This window comes from Agrobacterium sp. CCNWLW32 (assembly GCF_037083425.1).
GTDB classification, from domain to species: domain Bacteria; phylum Pseudomonadota; class Alphaproteobacteria; order Rhizobiales; family Rhizobiaceae; genus Agrobacterium; species Agrobacterium radiobacter.
The window spans coordinates 1-18,427 of record NZ_JBAOJM010000020.1; the positions used below are offsets into that span (position 1 = coordinate 1).

17 protein-coding genes and 1 pseudogene are annotated in these 18,427 nt (G+C 57.7%); 12 read left to right on the top strand and 6 right to left on the bottom strand.

Annotation, left to right across the window (positions count from 1 at the left end; all coding sequences use genetic code 11):
* Positions 1-124: 124 nt before the first annotated feature.
* Positions 125-655: an alpha/beta hydrolase family protein gene (locus tag V6R85_RS24515; RefSeq protein WP_336377322.1), complete on the bottom strand. Its 531-nt coding sequence runs from the start codon at positions 653-655 to the stop codon at positions 125-127.
* A gap of 654 nt (positions 656-1,309) precedes the next feature.
* On the opposite strand from V6R85_RS24515, the gene V6R85_RS24520 reads away from it, so the two are divergent.
* From V6R85_RS24520 to V6R85_RS24530, 3 genes are all read left to right on the top strand, one after another.
* Entirely contained in the window at positions 1,310-2,071 is a 762-nt protein-coding gene (locus V6R85_RS24520; protein ID WP_020808201.1) for a dienelactone hydrolase family protein, read from the top strand.
* Between the two features lie 221 nt (positions 2,072-2,292).
* On the top strand, positions 2,293-2,649 hold the full coding sequence (locus V6R85_RS24525) for a cupin domain-containing protein (RefSeq protein WP_020808200.1): 357 nt from the start codon (positions 2,293-2,295) through the stop codon (positions 2,647-2,649).
* Between the two features lie 420 nt (positions 2,650-3,069).
* Positions 3,070-4,449 carry an enoyl ACP reductase FabMG family protein gene (locus V6R85_RS24530; protein ID WP_336377323.1) on the top strand — a complete coding sequence of 460 codons (1,380 nt, stop codon included), beginning with the start codon at positions 3,070-3,072 and terminating at the stop codon, positions 4,447-4,449.
* Between the two features lie 180 nt (positions 4,450-4,629).
* On the opposite strand, the gene V6R85_RS24535 is transcribed toward V6R85_RS24530, so the two are convergent.
* Positions 4,630-5,526 carry a LysR family transcriptional regulator gene (locus tag V6R85_RS24535; protein ID WP_336377324.1) on the bottom strand — a complete coding sequence of 299 codons (897 nt, stop codon included), beginning with the start codon at positions 5,524-5,526 and terminating at the stop codon, positions 4,630-4,632.
* A gap of 131 nt (positions 5,527-5,657) precedes the next feature.
* Between V6R85_RS24535 and V6R85_RS24540 the strand changes: the two genes are divergently transcribed.
* On the top strand, positions 5,658-7,205 hold the full coding sequence (locus V6R85_RS24540) for an MFS transporter (protein WP_336377325.1): 1,548 nt from the start codon (positions 5,658-5,660) through the stop codon (positions 7,203-7,205).
* A gap of 160 nt (positions 7,206-7,365) precedes the next feature.
* On the opposite strand, the gene V6R85_RS24545 is transcribed toward V6R85_RS24540, so the two are convergent.
* The 4 genes and pseudogenes from V6R85_RS24545 to V6R85_RS24560 all read right to left on the bottom strand — a co-directional run bounded on the left by V6R85_RS24545 (position 7,366) and on the right by V6R85_RS24560 (position 10,048).
* Positions 7,366-7,758 carry a response regulator gene (locus V6R85_RS24545; RefSeq protein WP_020808197.1) on the bottom strand — a complete coding sequence of 131 codons (393 nt, stop codon included), beginning with the start codon at positions 7,756-7,758 and terminating at the stop codon, positions 7,366-7,368.
* Between the two features lie 66 nt (positions 7,759-7,824).
* Positions 7,825-8,877 carry a sensor histidine kinase gene (locus tag V6R85_RS24550; RefSeq protein WP_336377326.1) on the bottom strand — a complete coding sequence of 351 codons (1,053 nt, stop codon included), beginning with the start codon at positions 8,875-8,877 and terminating at the stop codon, positions 7,825-7,827.
* Between the two features lie 197 nt (positions 8,878-9,074).
* Positions 9,075-9,197 (bottom strand): annotated as a pseudogene (locus V6R85_RS24555) (transposase domain-containing protein); the annotation flags it as partial.
* 269 nt (positions 9,198-9,466) lie between these two features.
* Complete coding sequence (locus V6R85_RS24560) at positions 9,467-10,048, bottom strand: TetR/AcrR family transcriptional regulator (RefSeq protein WP_087747326.1); 582 nt, start codon at positions 10,046-10,048, stop codon at positions 9,467-9,469.
* Positions 10,049-10,111: 63 nt separating this feature from the next.
* Between V6R85_RS24560 and V6R85_RS24565 the strand changes: the two genes are divergently transcribed.
* The 8 genes from V6R85_RS24565 to V6R85_RS24600 all read left to right on the top strand — a co-directional run bounded on the left by V6R85_RS24565 (position 10,112) and on the right by V6R85_RS24600 (position 18,425).
* Positions 10,112-11,038 carry a DMT family transporter gene (locus tag V6R85_RS24565; protein ID WP_031233243.1) on the top strand — a complete coding sequence of 309 codons (927 nt, stop codon included), beginning with the start codon at positions 10,112-10,114 and terminating at the stop codon, positions 11,036-11,038.
* Positions 11,039-11,344: 306 nt separating this feature from the next.
* On the top strand, positions 11,345-11,677 hold the full coding sequence (locus V6R85_RS24570) for a hypothetical protein (protein ID WP_336377331.1): 333 nt from the start codon (positions 11,345-11,347) through the stop codon (positions 11,675-11,677).
* A 486-nt stretch (positions 11,678-12,163) separates the two neighbouring features.
* Positions 12,164-13,726 carry an ABC transporter substrate-binding protein gene (locus V6R85_RS24575; protein ID WP_336377332.1) on the top strand — a complete coding sequence of 521 codons (1,563 nt, stop codon included), beginning with the start codon at positions 12,164-12,166 and terminating at the stop codon, positions 13,724-13,726.
* Positions 13,727-13,802: 76 nt separating this feature from the next.
* The gene (locus tag V6R85_RS24580) at positions 13,803-14,756 is read left to right on the top strand and encodes an ABC transporter permease (protein ID WP_020808191.1); all 954 of its coding nucleotides are present in this window, start codon (positions 13,803-13,805) and stop codon (positions 14,754-14,756) included.
* Positions 14,757-14,758: 2 nt separating this feature from the next.
* Positions 14,759-15,649: an ABC transporter permease gene (locus V6R85_RS24585; protein WP_087747324.1), complete on the top strand. Its 891-nt coding sequence runs from the start codon at positions 14,759-14,761 to the stop codon at positions 15,647-15,649.
* Complete coding sequence (locus V6R85_RS24590; protein WP_111785267.1) at positions 15,646-16,707, top strand: ABC transporter ATP-binding protein; 1,062 nt, start codon at positions 15,646-15,648, stop codon at positions 16,705-16,707. Before V6R85_RS24585 ends, V6R85_RS24590 begins: the two co-directional genes overlap by 4 nt.
* A complete protein-coding gene (locus V6R85_RS24595) occupies positions 16,704-17,675 on the top strand; it encodes an ABC transporter ATP-binding protein (protein ID WP_020808188.1) in 972 nt (323 codons plus the stop codon). Before V6R85_RS24590 ends, V6R85_RS24595 begins: the two co-directional genes overlap by 4 nt.
* Positions 17,676-17,747: 72 nt before the next feature.
* Positions 17,748-18,425 (top strand): aspartate/glutamate racemase family protein, encoded by a 678-nt coding sequence (locus V6R85_RS24600; protein WP_111785265.1) that lies wholly within the window; start codon positions 17,748-17,750, stop codon positions 18,423-18,425.
* The last annotated feature ends 2 nt before the right edge of the window (positions 18,426-18,427 follow it).

Sequence of the window (18,427 nt, forward strand, 5' to 3'; positions counted from 1 at the left end):
CTCACACCGCGCCTGTTGGCGTATTCAAAACCGCCGGGGCTCTAGTCGCCGCTGGATGAAAGTTCAGTGGCAGGTCACCTGCGCCCAATAGCTGACATAGGGGTCCAGCAGTGCACATGCGTAATTATACTTTGTTATGGCGTTTGAGGTAGCTGACGGTAGCGTCAATTAGTCTGCTCAAGGTTTCCACACCAGAGGAGGTGTTAAACGCATGATCCATGGCAGCCTCCCAAACAATGTGCTCGCCTCGATGAGCTGCGGCGAACTTTTTCGCCGTACCATGTGGTATGACGTCGTCAACCGTACCCTCTGCAATAAAAGCGGGTCCGGCATATTGAGACAGCTCTGTAAGAGGATCGAAACCCGAGACTTCTACGAAGAATGGCTGCCCCAAAGTCACGGACGCTCCCCAAGGCAAGGTCAGCGTCGTTGGTTCCGGGCTGTTCAGGCCATAGAGATAGGCATTTTTGCCGACCAAACCGGGGAAAGACACCTTAGGTTCTCCCACGGCGGCCCAAAGTGCCACCCCTGATGGCCGGTTAGTTCGACCAGCAGCGGCTGCTGCAACCAGTCCGCCCTGGCTCCAGCCGAGTAGGATGACCTCGCCATTTCCAAGATCGGGCTGGGTGGCGATAAATCCATCGCTGCCAAACAATCATCAATCTGCGTGGAATTGCTAGATCCTTCGATGGAACCATCACTGTCTCCCCAGCCATGAAAGTCTATTCGAAGCGAAGAGTGGCCGAGATCAGCCAACCTGGCAGCGACGTATTCAAATATCCCCATTCCTAGAGAGGGGATCGCGAGTTCATTTCGAGTACCGCCGAAACCGTGAAGGAGCAAAAACGTTGAGTTTTTGTGGCCTTTCGCATCACGAACTGTTCCAACGATGGTATGCGCACCAGATTTGAATGAAACTATTTTCTCTACTGCCACTGGATTCATCCTCCGTAATCTGAGTGAGGAACAGGCTAGAGAACCCCGCAGCAACTAGGCGGGGTGTTGGTGAGCGAACTAACTACTGCTCATCACAACTGCACCACCCGAAGGCAGTGCGAACAATGCACTGAACAAATGCTTTCTCATCCATACAAGCAACTTCCATTTTGAAGGCTCAAGAGTCAATAAGCCTCAGTCTGAGATGTCTTCCTTAATTGTCCGCGAGACGAAAGTCGTCGTTCGGCTGCCACCCCATCGCGGAGACTTGCAAAGCGGTCTTGACAATCAGCTTCGGGCCGAGAGGCGTCTGCCGCTCAGCGCCAGAAGCGGACTTTGCGAGCACCACGAAACGATCTATTAAAGTTGGATAATGCGCTTATCTGATATCATCATCGCGACCCTCGCCATCGCACTTTCTGCAACATGGGCAGACGACGCTCAATCGTCTCGCCAAAGCTTCGTCGTACCGACAGGTAGCGGTGGAGTTCTGGTCGAAAGCTTCGGAGATTGCGCAAGGGCGGTTTGCCCCGCTGCTGTGATCTTGAGCGGCAGCAAGGGCTTCGGCGCACCCGTTTACAACGACATCGGGCAGACGTTCCAGGCGGCGGGTTTAAGCGCCTATCTCGTTCATGTCCTTTCGCAGGCGGACCTTGACGCTATCGCTGCCGCGGACAGCGCGAAAGCACGCCTCGCGTATTACGCAAAGCGGTTGCCGGACTGGACTTCCAGCGTTCATCGGGTGATTTCCCATCTTGACGGACAACCGCGCCACGGCGGCAGGGTTGGCGTCCTCGGAATCTCCCTTGGCGCGCAGATCGCTTCAGCGGCGTCCGTTGGGCGAACCGATGTCGACGCTCTGGTGCTGGTCGATGGTGGGTTCCCAAATGGCTATTCCCACACTGCACACTCATTTCCGCCCTTGCATTTGATTTGGGGCAGTGCCGACCGGACCTTTCCTTTGTCTATTGGGCGGGAGTTGCAACGGAAGGCGCAACGCCTTGGCAGGCCTGCTAGCCTTGATGTTTATGAGGGAGGCGCACACGACTTCTTCCTGAGATCAAGAACCTGGAACGCTGATACAGCTCACCAGAGCGCCGCCAATTTTCTGTCGTCGACTTTGTTGCAACGATGACCTCTTAGGGCCGCAAGCGGACCGTAGCTGTGTCAGCCGCATCAGGCGTATGTTTCGCTTGAAAGGAAGGCTTCGACCCGCTGGATAACTTGCCAAGGCAGAGCGGACCAGCTCACCCGTGCACGATCGTTCAAGACGCGGCGTCATCTGCTGTGTCACAACAATTTCGCGGCTGCCGTAATTTCGCTTCTTCTTCGCGGTCGAACAATGAGGAATCACTGATGAAATCAATCAATCTCGCTGAGAAACTCAACCAGTTTTCGAGCCACTGGGACCCTCACGTCATCGCGGACTACAACGAAAATGACGTGATGGTTGTCCGGTTTATTGGTGAATATCCTTTCCACAAGCATGACACGACTGATGACTTCTTCTACGTCCTCGAGGGTGAAATGGAAATGGATATTGAAGGAGAGCCGCCTCGCACCGTCAAAGCTGGCGAATTGTTTATCGTTCCTAAAGGTGTTGTGCATCGTCCTCGGGCCAGAAATGAAGTCAAAGTGCTCCTGATCGAACCGAAAGGCGAACCAAATTCGGGTGACTCAGATCGTGAACCAGGTCCCAAGCCGCGCATCTGACAGGTCTGCTTTGAGCCAAGAGCGGAAAACGTTTCCGCTCTACACTTCCATACCGGTCGTTCACGCCACCCGCAGTCGCTCCTGAAAGTTGCCGGTCTGGTGTTCGAGCGGTCACGCCCGGACCGCGAGGATTGGTGACTTCGGCATGATATAACGCCAATCCTTGCGCCTTGGGAAAACCCAATTGCCTCGCAAGCATCCGTGGGACGAGCGTTTCGCACCAGTCGTTTTGGCATCGGTGCGCCTGTCCCCATCGACTTCCGCATTTCGCAGCGGTGTAATGACGACAGGTGGTTCACTTCACGTTTTGAATTGAGCGGTCACCGAAAATGAGTTCCCATCCGGTGACTATGCGGTCATGTCTTCGTTCAGATCGTATGAGCCATTGCTCGACGATACGCGAAGCAAAGAGTTGACAGTATGGAAAATCCGGTTGCACTGAATCGCCTTTCCGAAAACACGGTCTTCCGTGAGGGCGATGTTTTTGTACTCTTCGGCGAACTGTTCGGTCGCGGATATGCCACCGGCTTGCTAGACGAAGCCAGACGGGCTGGAATGGAGATTGTGGGGATCACCGTCGGGCGGCGCGACGAGAATAACGCGCTGCGGCCGCTCGACACCGAGGAACTGTCTTTGGCGGAGGCCCGGCTGGGCGGCAGGATCATCAACATCCCTCTTATGGCGGGATTCGATCTCGATGCGCCCGCAGGCGGCCCAACTCCCACCGATCTCCTGGCAACAATGACGCTTGAGAGCTGGCAACATGACAAGCTCGACTGGGATTATGTCGGGCAATGCCGCGACATCGCCACTGAACGTTTCAAGGCGTCGCTTTCGAAGGTCATGACCGTTCTTGACGGAATGATCGCAGATGGCCGCAATGTTTTCTTCGCGCACACAATGGCTGGCGGCATTCCGAAGGCGAAGGCATTCCTGGTCGTCGCCAATCGCATCTACAAGGGAACCGGCACTCGCCACATGTCGTCACAGACCCTGCTCGACAGCGACATGGGAAAACTCATTCTGCAGAATTTTGAAGACGTCTCAGCAAACACCTTTCGCCATCTCATTGATTTCAGCACGGCGATCCGCGAGCGCGTCGAAGCCTCGGGCGGACAAGTGCGATATACGGCCTATGGTTATCACGGATCGGCGGTCCTGATCGACGGGAGCTATCGTTGGCAGACCTATACCAACTACACCCAGGGATATGCGAAGATGCGGCTTGAAGGTATCGCGGAGGATGCCTGGTCGAAAGGGATCACGGCAACCGTCTACAATTGCCCTGAAATCCGCACCAATTCGTCCGATGTGTTCACGGGTATCGAGCTGCCCCTGATCCCGTTGCTGCTTGCGTTAAAGAAGGAAAACGGGAGCGAATGGGCCGATAAACAGTGGGAGGCCTGCGAGACGCTGCTGGTGGATGGCTTAACCATGAAGGATGTTTTCAGGAAGATCACCGACATGCAGGCCAGCGAGGTCATGCGTCCGTTCTATGACTTTTCGGCATGGCCCATGGCAAACAGCCAGGCACAGGCCGATCTGACCATTGGCACGTCAAACGAGATCACCCGGATGCATCGGGATGGCAAGGTGATGATCAGTGACCTTCTCAGCAGTCTCGTTGTGACGGCGACAGGGGAGCTGATCTTTGGTGAATCGTCGGAACCCGCGGGTCCCGTACTGTGGCTCAACCACGATATTGTGGCCCGGCGACTGAACGCTTCACATCCGCCTTCAAGATCTTCTGCGCCGCTTGTCGCGCAGGGGAAGGAATTCTCACACCTTGAGACGGCGTGACGGCTTCCGAGCCTGGCTTCGAAGCCGGTTGTTTTGGCCACGGAGCGACAAAATCCTGTTACAGGAACTGACCTCCAGTGAGGTCATGTGAGCGAAAGCGGCCCATATCGGAGAGCGGATGTGGCTTGCGGCGAGGCCCCCCGTCGCCTGTGCGCCGACAGGAGACATGGTGGCTGCCGCTCATGGGTCAGCTTCCGCAAACAGCCTCTCAGTCAGGAAATCGATGAAGACGCGTAGCCTCGGCGCAACGAACCGCGCCGATGGCCAAAGTATCGAGAAATGGCCAGGTGCCGCCAGGCTCTCGCTCAGCACCGTTTCCAGCAGACCATCGCGAATGGCGTCGGCAGCCAGGAATTCGGGCATATATGCGAGCCCCATGCCATCAATCGCGGCGGCTCTGATCGCCTCCATGTTTCCACATGTGAGCGCAACCGACATGTTTTGCAGGCGATCGCTTCCGTCTTTGAGACGCCATTCCTGGAACTTGCCCGATGTCGGAAACCGAAAACGTAACGCCTCGTGCTTTCGCAGATCGTCAGAATGTGAAGGTTTTCCCATTCGCCTGAAGTAATCCGGCGATCCGCAGACCAGGAAGCGAAATGGCCCCAGTCGTCTGGCCATCAGGCTGGAGTCGCGCAGGTCACCGCTGCGAATGGCCACATCAAATCCACCTTCGATCAGATTGACCTGCCTGTCATTGAAATCGAGCTCAAGATCGATACGTGGATAGCGTTTGCGAAATTCGGGGAGAACAGGAAGGAGAAAGCGGTAGCCGATTGTTGGCAGTGTCACATACAAACTGCCACTTGGCGAATCGCGATCAGCCTTGACCGCCTCATGCGTGTCGCGCAGGTCAGCCAGTATGGCTCGATAACGCTCGAACAACATCGCGCCTTCTTCCGTCAGCGAGACTTGCCGTGTTGTTCTCTGAAAAAGCCGTACATTCAGGGAGGCTTCCAGTCGACCAACGCTTTTTCCAACCGCAGACGGGGATAGCCCGAGACTCTGGCCAGCCTTGGCAAAGTTCAGGCGTTCCGCCACCCGGACGAAAGCCGCGATTTCGCTCAATTTATCCATTCACGCAGATTAGAGAATTTTGGTCCGCAATGAAACGACAAAAAGAGGAATTATCGACCCATACGCTTTTGCTGCAGGCTTGGCCAACACGGTGCCCGATCACCGGCGGCATTTTTTGCACTGGAGCTTCCATGACCGATATATCCCGAAAAACACCGACCTCCCGCCACTCGGTACTGGCGGCAGTTTGTCTGGCAGCGTTGACGTTGCCTCTCAGCTTCTCCGCTGGCGCAGTCGCAACACCCGCAATCGCGCAAGACCTCGGCGGCTCGCCTGAGGCTTTGACCTGGATAACGAACGCTTTCATGCTGACGTTCGGCAGTCTGCTCATGGCTGCAGGCGCTCTGGCCGACAAATTTGGAAGACGTCGTGTCTTTCTGACCGGCTTGTTGGTCTTCGTCGGATTTTCATGCGCCCTTGGGTTGGCGAATGCGGTCTGGCTCATAGACACTCTCCGCGCGTGTCAGGGTGTGGGAGCAGCCGCAGCCCTGGCAGGCGGGACTGCCGCCCTTGCCCAGGAGTTCGACGGCCACGCCAGAACAAGAGCCTTTGGTCTGCTTGGAACAACGTTCGGCGTAGGTCTTGCATTGGGTCCACTCGTCACAGGAGTCCTGATCGAGACCGTGGGATGGCGCTCGATATTCCTCGCCGGAGGACTGATCGGCCTCCTGGCGCTTGTCCTCGGACCGCCGCGTATGCGCGAAACGGTCGACCCCGAAGCGGCACGCCTCGATTGGATGGGTACGGCTTGCTTCACCCTGATGCTGACGCTGTTCACCGTCGCGATGATAGAATTGCCTTCCCTCGACGCGGCCGAACTTGCGATCTTGAGCTTGGGATTCGTCATCTCGCTGGCAGCGTTTATCCTCGTTGAAATCCGGGCCCCTCGGCCGATGCTGGACTTGTCCCTCTTCCGGTATCCACGTTTCATCGGTGTGCAACTGTTCCCTGTGGCCACCTGCGCTTGCTTCGTCGTTCTGCTTGTCATTATCCCGCTGCGCCTCATTGGCGTTGAAAAGTACGACGTGATCACGGCGGGCGTCCTGATGCTTGGCTTGTCAGCCCCGATGTTGATTATGCCTTTCATAGCAACAATATTGGCCCGCCAGATATCGCCAGGCATCCTTTCTGCCACCGGTCTCCTGATCGCTGCCGCCGGCCTTGTCTGGCTCGCCGACATCGCCGGAAACGCCGGAAGTCTGCTTGTTCTGCCAATGATTATGATCGGCATCGGTGCTGGACTGCCATGGGGACTGATGGATGGCTTGTCAGTCAGTGTCGTGCCCGTGGAGCGCGCAGGAATGGCAACCGGCATATTCAGCACCGTGCGGGTTGCCGGAGAGGGTATCGCTCTCGCGATTGTTAGCGCGACGTTGTCCGGGCTCGTCGCGACAGAGCTTGGTCGAGCGACGGGGCTGTCGTCCGAGGTTTTGAAAGATATAGGACAGCGGCTAGCCGTCGGCGACCTTGTTTCGGCGGGTGCTTTATCTCCGGAAATACGAACGAGCAATCTGCAGGATGCTTATCAGGCTGCGTTCACGACGCTGTGCTGGTGGCTTGCCGCCATAACATCGATTTGTGCCATCGCGATCGCTGTTCTATTGCCCAGACGTCCCGGTATCACGGGTAATGTGGCCCAACAGGAGGCAGCAAGGTTTGAAGGCGGTTCGTCGAAGTAGGCTATCTTGTCCCGAACGGACTACAGCGGAAAGGATGTCCGCTTCGCGCCTTTATTTCTGTCATCCATCTTGCTGCCACCCCTAATCAGAAGCGGACATCCGTTAGAGCAAGCTGATCAGTTCCGGTGGAGGCGAAAAATGGATCGTAACTGTTTCTGCCTCAGATCGTGCTAGCCTTCGGGTTGTCGCTCGCAAGCAGGCGTGCCATCGCGTCGGTGATGGTGAGGTCGTCATAGGGCTTCGAAAAGTAGCGGCTTCCAACCGGCAACATGCTTTCTTCGACAATGGCCGCACCGGATGCGACGATCAGCTTCAGTGGTGGCCATCGGTCGCGGATGTAGTGGGACAGCTTGATACCGTCCATCGTTCCTGGCATCTGGACATCGGTAAACACGAGATCGATGTCATCTCGTGCTTCAAGGATGCGGATCGCCTCGTCGGCGTCGCCAGCTTCCAGCGCTTGATAACCCGCCGACAGGACGAGATCGACTGCGCTCATACGTATTAGTGGACTGTCTTCCACGATCAGGACGACCGGTTTGCCATTCTTCATTATTCACTCCCTGTATGAGTATGGCTGCAAAAACGCGCCGCAGGGCTTCGGGGGCCGGTTCGTTTCTTAAGCCGCCGGCGAAACTTCGGTCAGCAGACCGGGCGTTTGCCTGCGGGTGACCGTCACCACCGTGCCCGGGTCAGCGTCAGTCAGCGTGATCTCGCCTTCGAGGTTCTTCACGAGTGCTTCCACGATGCCGGTGCCCAAGCGTGCCTTAGGCGCGTCGCTGCCGACTGGCATTCCAATTCCATTATCCGTAATTGAAAGCGTCCAGTCTTGACCCGAGGATTGATAGTCGATCTCGATCAACCCGGTTCGCTCATCGGTAAAGGCGTGCTTGAGGGCATTGATCACGAGTTCTGTGACGATGAGACCCAAGCTGATGGACACATCTGCAGGGACCGAGCTGTCATCCACCGTCACCCGGATCGATAACCTCTCGGGGTCCGCGATCATCGATGCACCGAGACTTTGGCAGAGCTGCGTAAGATAGGTACGCAGCTCGACGTTTCCGCCGGCAGATGTTGAAAGTTGTCGTTGCAGCGCTGCGATCGACATGATGCGGTGGCGGGCGTCATGCAGATGCCCACGTGCCTCTTCCGATTGAACGCGGCGGGCGCTTTGCATCAGCACGCTGGCAATGATCTGCAGGCTGTTGGCAACCCGGTGTTGGACCTCCTGCAGAAGGATGGCCTTGTCGCGAACCAGGTCGTCTTTCAGACGAGCCTCCGCGCGCATGTCGGTGACGTCGGTTATGGCGACAAGCAGGCGAATATGCTCGAGGTCGCCGTCGTCGAGCGTTCGCGCGTTGATAATCAACTGTCGCGTTTTCTGGTCCGGTCGCTTCAGGTCGATCTCATAGGCATCGATGTTGGCACTGCCGGTGACGGTCGCCGTCAACAGGGACTCGAGCTTGGCCATTGCCCATTCGCCGTGCCCGAGTTCTGCGAGACGCTTGCCTCTTACGGAGGCCGGGGGGATCTCGAATGCCCGGCAGAAGGATGCACTCGCTGCGATGATCTTCAGATCATCGGACAGGAATAGCAACGGTTCGTTGGATGACATCACCATGGCAAGTGTGCTTGGCGCTTCGAAATGCACGATCGGTGTCTGTGACATAATGAGGCCCTCATGGGCCGAAGACTCACGGCGCAAGTCATGACTCGGCAGGAGTGTGGGACAAGGCGCTGAAAGCCATGTCCGACATGAGCACTGTAACAGATATCATTCGTGGAGCTGCATTAATTCTGCCGGGCGGGTCTGAGCGCGTTTAACTGAATTTGCAATGGCTCATTGGGGCGTTTACTGGTAAGCGGTTAGCCGATGGCGTCAGGCTTGAAGTTCCATGGCATAAGTGCCTCGAGTTCGGATACTGGCCAGCCTTTCGCGATGCGGGTCAAGGTCTGGGAAAGCCATTCGAGCGGATCGACTTTGTTCATATGTGAACCTTCCCCCCAACGCGGAGAGCGACGGGGGCAACGGAGTGATCCACATGGGACTTTTAAATATCATCCGTCGGATGGCGCTGCGCGAGAAGCAGTCGATCCGCGAGATCAGCCGGCACTTTGTTTTCCTTCGAATTGTTTGTTCACACCGGGAGAGGCCGGCTCGTTGAAACAACTGGAGGCTTCAAAGCTGTTCCATGTGATTGGAGTCTTTTTGTTGTACGCGGACGCTCTCACAATGCGCGGCGAAGCAGTACCGTCACCTATCGGAACAACCGCCGCAGGCCATATTCTTTGAACCTGTCATAAGGTGCAAAGCTGTCCTCCGCCTTCATGCGGACCAGGGCACCTTCGTAGGCTTCGATCAGGAAGGCAGCGGCCGCATCAGCCGTGACACCAGGAGCCAGCGCATCGGCATCCTCGGCCTCGCGAAGAACTCCGCGCAGGTTGGACTCCCAAAGTGCAAAGCATTTTTGCAGTGCCATGCGAAGCGCCGGGCTGCGAGTGGCAAGGGTCTGCGCCACAACGCCATAGAGGCAGCCACCGAGCGGCTGCTCGCGACGCAACTCCTGCTCCAGCGTGGCGAAGTAAGTTTCCAACCGCTGTCGAGGGCGTTGCGTCTGATCAGTCAGAAGGATAACCAGAGTCTGGCGATAGTGTTCGGAATAGGCGTCCAGCACGGCACAGGCGAATGCCTCCTTGCTGGGGAAGAAATGATAAAAGGACCCCTTCGGCACGCCGGCCTCGGCCAGGATCGGACCGATACCTACACCATCGTAGCCGTTCGCCAGCAGGGCTTTTAGCCCCACCTTGATCAGCTCTTTACGCGTTTCGTTTTCTACCATACAGTTCAGAGTAGACCGGTCGTCTAGCGCGGTCAAGACCGGACTGGATGACAGGAGAGCAACATGGACGCCAGTGTAAGTGAGGACCGAATGGATGCGGGCGAAGGCCCTCTACGGCACAAGGAACGATGGCTGTACGGGGCGCTGCTCATCACCGCCTCGACTCTGATGTGGAGCAGCGCCGGCTTCTTTGTCCGGGCGCTTGACCTCGACGTCTGGACCATGGTGGCCTGGCGCTCGCTGTTCGCCTGCCTCTCCCTTGTGCCACTGGCTTTCATGCTGCGCGGGAGAGCGCTTCTCCAACTGCGCCGGAGCGTCGGAACCGGCGGGGCGGTAGCGATACCCGTCATGGCCGTGGCCATGTTCAGCTACGTCGCAGCACTGAAGCTGACCAGCGTCGCCAACGTCATGGTCGTCTATGCCACCGTACCCTTCCTTGCAGCCGGTCTGGCCTTCCTGCTGCTAAGCGAACGGCCCGGCCTGCGCGCGCTCTGCGCCGCCGGCGTGGCCTTTCTCGGGGTGATCATCATGGCTGGCTCGGCCACCGCCGCGACGGATATTGCCGGCAACGGCTTTGCGCTGTTGATGACGATGGGGTTTGCCGCCTCCGTCGTTATCGCCCGGCGCTGGACCAGCTACGACGCGACATTGGTGACGGGGCTGGCCAGCGGGCTCTGTGCGCTGGCCTGCTTCGCGGTAGCATTCGCCTTATTGCCGACGTTGCCCGTTCCGAGCCTGCCACAATTCGGCATTCTCTTCCTGTTCAGTCTGGCTACGCAGAGCCTCAGCTATCTGTTCTTCCTGTTGGGCAGCCGCCATGTGCCGTCAGCGGAAGCGGGGCTGATAGCTTTGCTCGACGTCGTTCTAGGGCCGCTTTGGGTGTGGCTGGTCTTCGCCGAAGCACCTGGCACGCCGGCCCTGATTGGTGGCGCGCTCGTGCTGCTGGCCGTGGTGGGCTACCTCACGCTGCCGCGCCTACTGCGAGCCTAGTGGAGACGCGTATGAGGTCGGTCCCTTCCCTGTGACCGAGGCGCTCATAAGGTGTCTGCTGCCATCCGTTCTCCGACGACAATGCCGGTGAAGCACCCACGTGGCCTCTCCTCGGGGCTGGTCTGACGCCGGGCCGGCCTTGGTCTGCAACGGCTTCGCCGACCTTTCTCCCCTGGCTCGCAAGGGGCGGCTTCGGACAAACAGTCAGGAGATACCAGAATGGCTCAGATCGGCACCTTCACCCGCGACTAAAACGGCAACTTCGCCGGGACCATCCGAACCCTCGCACTCAGCGTCAAGGCCACCATCAAGCCCTGCGACCGCGACAACGACAAGGCACCCGACTACCGCGTCAGCATGAAGCGGCCGGGTTCCTCGCAAAACCCGGCCTGTGGTTCCGCCGCATCTCCGGCGTTGCCATTCGTGTCATCTAACAAACAATTTCAAGCGTCAACCCACTCAGGGCGCAAACACGGGGGCAACACGCTTTGCGCTGTCGAAGTCGGCACAATCGGCGATGGCTTCACACCCGCCTTCTCTCAAGTGTCCATAAATTGTGAAGAACGAAGCGTCGTTGCGAGAATATCCATCCTCAGCAATCGACGCAGCGATTGCTCCGAGCGCATTGCGGATGGTTGACAGGCGGGGGGGTCATTGAAACTTCCATGCGGCTTCGTCAAAGAATATCCGCTATCTCCGTCTATGCGACATTGACAAGCGCGCGCCATCCGACCCCGGCAACGATCGTGCGGCCAGCACGCAAGTGATGTCTCCACTGTGATCCCGCGTGGCCAGCACGTTCGAAGCAGACGCCTTGTGTCGATCTCGAAGCGGCGGGTCGTCCTCACCCGGATGCACGATTGCAACGGGTAGCCCGGAAATTTTGCACTGCATTTGTTCGGTCTCTCACGGCTCGCGGCACTACGCTCTTTCATGGGACTGATAACAAAGTGAAATTCCAGTTTCACGGAAACTGGCATGAAATCTGCTTCTTCTTTTTGCCGGGCAGAGACCTGGCGGCAAACAAGAAGAGGGAACAGCATGATGCAGATATCCGGGAAGACGCCTCCGATGCTCAAAGGCCTGCGGATAGCAACGCTGGCGGGCGTCGCCATAGTCTCGCTGATGGCGGGGAATGCGTCAGAAGCCCTGGCAGCCGGGACGCTTCGTATCGGCATGACCGCCTCCGATATACCGCTCACCACAGGTCAAACGGATCAGGGTGGCGAAGGCCAGCGTTTCATGGGCTATACGCTTTACAATGCATTGATCGAATGGGACCTCTCGAGCGCAGACAAACCCTCGGCACTGATCCCGGCGCTTGCGACCTCCTGGGAGGTCGATCCCGCCGACAAGACAAAGTGGACGTTCAAACTGCGTGATGGCGTCAAATTCCATGACGGCAGCACATTCGATGCCGCCGCAGTGGTCTGGAACCTCGACAAGTTGCTGGTGAGCGATGCACCGCAGTTCGACAAGCGCCAGTCGGCACAGGGCAAGTCCCGCATTCCGGCAGTTGCCTCCTACAAGGTCATCGATCCGTTGACGGTAGAGATCGTCACCAAGACCCCCGACGCTACACTTCCCTACCAGTTGAGCTGGGTTCTGATGTCCTCCCCGGCGAATTGGGAAGCGCAAGGCAAGAACTGGGATGCAGTTGCCCAGAAGCCTTCCGGCACAGGCCCATGGAAAATGGAAAGCGGTTTTACACCGCGTGAACGGGCTGAGCTGACGGCCAACAAGGACTATTGGGACAAGGCGCGGGTGCCGAAGCTCGACAAGCTGGTTCTTGTGCCGCTTCCCGAACCCAATACACGCGTGGCAGCCCTGCGGTCCGGTCAGGTGGACTGGATCGAGGCACCGGCGCCGGATTCGGTCAAGTCTTTGAAGGATGCCGGTTTCAGTATCGTCACCAATTCCTATCCGCATAACTGGACGTGGCATCTGTCGCGCGTCGAAGGCTCACCGTGGAACGATATCCGCGTTCGCAAGGCTGCCAACCTTGCGGTTGACCGCGAAGGCCTCAATGAACTGCTCGGCGGTCTCTCCGTCCCGGCTCAGGGTTATTTGCCACCCGGGCATCAATGGTTCGGCAAGCCGACTTTCAAGCTTGAGTATAATGTCGAGGAAGCAAAAAAGCTGATGGCCGAAGCTGGATACGGCCCGGACAAGCCCATCTCCACAAAGGTTGTGATCTCTTCATCCGGTTCGGGTCAGATGCTGCCGCTCGCCATGAACGAATACATCCAGCAGACCCTGTCGGAAATCGGCATCAATGTCGAATATGAGGTTGCCGACTGGAACACGGTTATCAACATCTGGCGCGCCGGTGCCAAAGACCCGAGCGCAAAGGGTGCCAGCGCCATCAACTACAGCTACTTCATCCAGGACCCTTTTACGGCATTGATCCGCCAGTCACAGTGCAATCTGGCGCCGCCAAACGGCACCAACTGGGGTTTTTACTGTGACCAGGAAATGGATGCCCTGTTCAGTCAGGTGCGCAACACCTTCGATGCGGCTGAGCAAGACAAGGTACTCCAGAAGATTCATGAGAAATATGTCAATGACGCGCTCTTCCTGATGGTGACGCATGACGTCAACCCGCGCGCCATGTCCACCAAGGTCAAGGGCTTTGTTCAGGCACAGAACTGGTTCCAGGACTTTTCGACGATCTCCATGGATCCCTGATTTTTGCACAGCGACAGGGCGGGAATGACCCCGCCCTGTCATTGCCGATGCCCGATCTGACTCTCACGAGGACATCATGCTGCTCTACGCCATAAAACGACTGTTGCATGTCATTCCCGTCGCGATCGGCGTGAGCATTGTGTGCTTCATGCTGATCCATATCGCCCCTGGTGATCCGCTTGCCGCGATTTTGCCGTCGGATGCCTCTGCGGAAATGCAGGCCCAGATGCGGGCGTTTTACGGCCTCGACCGTCCCTTGCCGGCGCAATATGCCCTTTGGGTGTGGCATGCCGTGCAGGGTGATCTTGGGACGTCGATAGCGACAGGGCGTCCCGTTCTCGCCGATATCATTGATGCGTCGATCAATTCGATCATTCTTGCCCTGTCTGCGGCGGTGATCGGTTTTGTTGGCGGAGCAACATTGGGATTTCTTGCCGGTGTCTTTCGCGGTGGATGGGTCGATCGTCTGTCATCGGGAATATCGATGCTTGGCGTCAGCGTGCCGCATTACTGGCTCGGCATGGTGCTGGTCATCACCTTTTCGGTCACGCTGGGCTGGTTGCCGGCGATGGGGGGCGGCCCTGGAGGGTCTTCCGGTCGAAGCTTCGGCTGGGAATATCTCCAGTATCTTGTTCTGCCGGCAGTCACGATGTCGGTCATTCCGATGGGGATTATCGCCCGCACGATCCGTTCGCTGGTAGCAGACATTCTTGCCCAGGATTTCACCCAGGCGCTTGCGGCCAAGGGGCTGATGCGAGGTCATATCCTGCGCCATGTCGTGCGCAACGCCGCGCCCACTGCACTTTCCGTCATGGGCCTGCAACTGGGATATCTTCTCGGCGGGTCAATTCTGATCGAGACGGTATTTTCCTGGCCCGGTACCGGCTTTCTTCTGAACGGTGCAATCTTCACCCGTGATTTGCCGATCCTGCAAGGCACCATCCTGGTGCTCGCGATGTTCTTCGTTGTCCTCAATCTTTTGGTCGACGTGTTGCAGAGCGCCATCGATCCCCGCATCCAGAGGAGCTGACAATGGCTGCCATCACCATAGCGTCCGAAATTCCCATCGAGAAAATTACCAAGTCTCCCGGCTTCTGGAGCGGCGTTTTGAGACGTCTCAGTCGCGATCCGGTCGCGATGGTGGCGCTGGCACTCCTCGTTCTTCTCATCCTTATTGCCATTTTCGCCCCTTATCTTGCGCCTTACGACCCGGCAAAGGGCAGTGTGATCCGCCGCCTGAAACCGATTGGAACGGAAGGATATATTCTCGGAACCGACGAACTCGGTCGCGATATGCTGTCACGTTTGATCTATGGGGCACGGCTGTCGCTGATCATGGGGGTCGTGCCGGTGCCTATCGCGTTTGTTATCGGCTCGGCAATCGGCATCATTGCCGGTTATACCGGCGGCTTAATCAACACCCTGATTATGCGCACGGTCGATGTTTTCTACGCTTTTCCGTCGGTTCTGCTTGCCGTCGCGCTGTCAGGAGCACTTGGGTCCGGCCTCACCAACGCGCTGGTGTCTTTGACGGTGGTGTTCATTCCGCAGATCGCCCGTATCGCCGAAAGCGTGACAACGCAGGTGCGAAAGCTGGATTACGTTGATGCGGCACGCGCATCGGGTGCCCCGGCCTTCACCATCATTCGTGTTCATATCCTTGGAAACGTGCTTGGCCCGATTTTTGTCTTCGCCACAAGCCTGATTTCGGTGTCGATGATCCTTGCATCAGGCCTGTCGTTCCTGGGGCTGGGTGTACGCCCGCCCGACGCAGAATGGGGGCTGATGCTCAATACGCTGCGCACGGCGATTTACACCAATCCCTTCGTCGCGGCTCTGCCCGGCGCGATGATCTTCATCACTTCGATCTGCTTCAACCTTTTCTCAGACGGGCTGCGCACAGCCATGGACGTGAAGTCATGATCAACATCGTTGGAAAACCGGCTTTCGAACTGCCTGTTGGTGAACGGGGTGGCCCTGCCCAGCCGTTGATCTCCGCTCGCGGGCTGCTCAAGCATTTCCCGGTCAAGGGCAGCGGCTTTCTCAAGCCGAAGAAAGTGGTGCGCGCTGTAGACGGGGTCGATTTCGATATTCTGAAAGGAGAGACGTTGGGTGTGGTCGGTGAAAGCGGCTGCGGCAAGTCGACGACGGCACGACTTTTGATGCAACTGATCGAACCGGACCAGGGCGAAATTCTCTTCGACGGTGAAACGGTTGGAAGCGCACTGCCGCTTTCGGCCTATCGCCGTCAGGTGCAGATGGTTTTTCAGGATAGTTATGCTTCCCTCAATCCGAGACTGACGATCGAGCAATCCATAGCATTTGCTCCACAGGTTCATGGAACGCCAGCCGCAAAGGCCATTGCGAGAGCACATGATCTGCTTCAACGCGTAGGTCTGGAGCCGTCGCGTTTTGCAGGCCGTTATCCTCATGAATTGTCCGGCGGCCAGAGGCAGCGCGTCAATATTGCCCGGGCGCTGGCGCTTGAGCCAAGGCTGGTCATTCTGGACGAGGCGGTCTCGGCCCTCGACAAGTCTGTGGAGGCGCAGGTTCTCAACCTGCTTCTCGACCTCAAACGCGATTTCGGCCTGACCTATCTGTTCATCTCACACGATCTCAATGTCGTGCGCTTCATGTGCGACAGGGTCATGGTCATGTATCTCGGCAAGGTAGCGGAAGTGGGCAGTCGCGATGCGATTTACGGCAATACGATTCACCCCTATTCGGCGGCACTTTTGGCCTCTATGCCGAAGATGGACCCGGCCGAGCGAACCGAAGCGCCGCCGTTGACGGGTGATCCGCCAAACCCGATCGATCCGCCCTCCGGTTGTCGCTTCCACACCCGCTGCAGTTTTGCGGAGGATGTCTGCCACCGGACATTGCCACCGTTGACCGGCATTTCCAGTGATCAGGCCGCAGCCTGTCTCATGGCGGTACCTGGTTCCGGCCATAGCCGCGCCCCTGTAATGATGGAGGCATGACCATGCAGAATGATGCGATGATCGATATCAGCAATCTTTCGGTAACGTTTCGGCGTGGCGGAAAGGCGGTAAAGGCCGTCAACGGTGTCAGCCTTTCCGTGAAGCCTGGAGAAGTGGTCGCCCTGCTCGGTGAATCCGGTTCGGGCAAAAGCGTGACGATGCGCTCATTGTTGCGGCTTCACCCCAAGGGAACCTTGATCGAAGGCGGCATGACGGTTGACGGGCATGATATCATGTCGCTTTCCAACCGTGCGCTTTCCGATCTGCGCGGGGCTGTCGTCTCCATGGTTTTTCAGGAGCCGCGTCTGGCGCTTGATCCCGTCTATACCGTTGGTCGGCAAATCGAGGAAACCATCATGCGGCATGAAAAGGTGTCGCGCGGTTTAGCTGCCGAACGGGCGCTTGCCTTGTTCCAGAAAGTCCGTATTCCCTCGCCAGAGCGACGCCTTTCCAATTATCCTCACGAAATGTCGGGCGGTATGCTTCAGCGCGCCATGATCGCGATGGCGCTTGCGTGCAATCCCAAAGTTTTATTGGCCGACGAACCGACGACAGCACTGGATGCCACAGTCCAGATTCAGATCCTGCTGCTCATTCGCGAGCTGCAGCGGGAATATGGTCTGTCAGTCATCTTTGTCACCCATGACATCGGCGTGGCGGCCGAGGTGGCTGACCGTATTGCAGTCATGTATGCAGGTCGTATCGTCGAGGAGGGGCTGGTTGGCGATATCATCCGGAATCCGCGTCATCCCTATACAAAAGGCTTGCTTGGCGCGCGCGTCGAACTGGCCGAAGGACGCGACCGACTGGTCACCATTCCAGGCGCCCCACCCGATCTGGCGGCAATGCCACCGGGTTGCGCTTTCGCGCCGCGATGCGTGCAGGTGAGCGATCTTTGCCAAAAGCAAATCCCGCCACTCCTTCCGCTTTCCGGCGGTGCGGGTGTTGCCTGCCTTTTTCCCGATTGAACACCCTTGAATCCAGGCGCTACCCATAACAACCGAGCAGGACAAACAAACCCTCGTGGTCATGCAGGAACGATGAAACGCATAGGATTGATCAACCCGAATACCTCGCAAGCGACGACCGCGATGATGACAGATATCGCCCGTAGCTACCTTCCGGAGGGGTTTGCAATCGAAGGGCACACCGCGGCACATGGTGTACCCATGATCCTCAACGACGTCGAACTGGCCGCTGCCGCCGACAGCGTCGTGGAGACAGGGCGCAAGCTGGCCCGCCGGAACGACGGCCTCATTGTCTGCGCTTTCGGCGATCCAGGGCTGGAGCGCCTCGCTGTTACATCCGGCGTTCCCACCGTCGGCATCTGTCAGGCCAGCATGATGGAAGCCGCGGCCGGTGATCGTCGTTTCGGGATCGCCACCGTGACCCCCGATTTGGTGGGTAGTTTTGCTGCAAAGGCGCAAACACTCGGCGTGGTGTCGCTTTTTACCGGTACACGACTAACCAGGGGAGATCCACAGCACCTGGCTTCAGACCCGGCAGCATTGCAGACAGCGCTGGAAATCGCTGTTCGGGAGTGTTTCGAGCGAGACGGCGCCGATGTCGTCATCATAGGTGGTGGCCCACTGGGACAAGCGGCTGACAACCTGCAGCGTATCGTGTCCATGCCAATTATTGCACCAATCCGGTCAGCTGTGGAGCTGCTCATCCGCACAATGGAGCTTGATGGAGGGACAAACCCCGCGCAACGGTAACG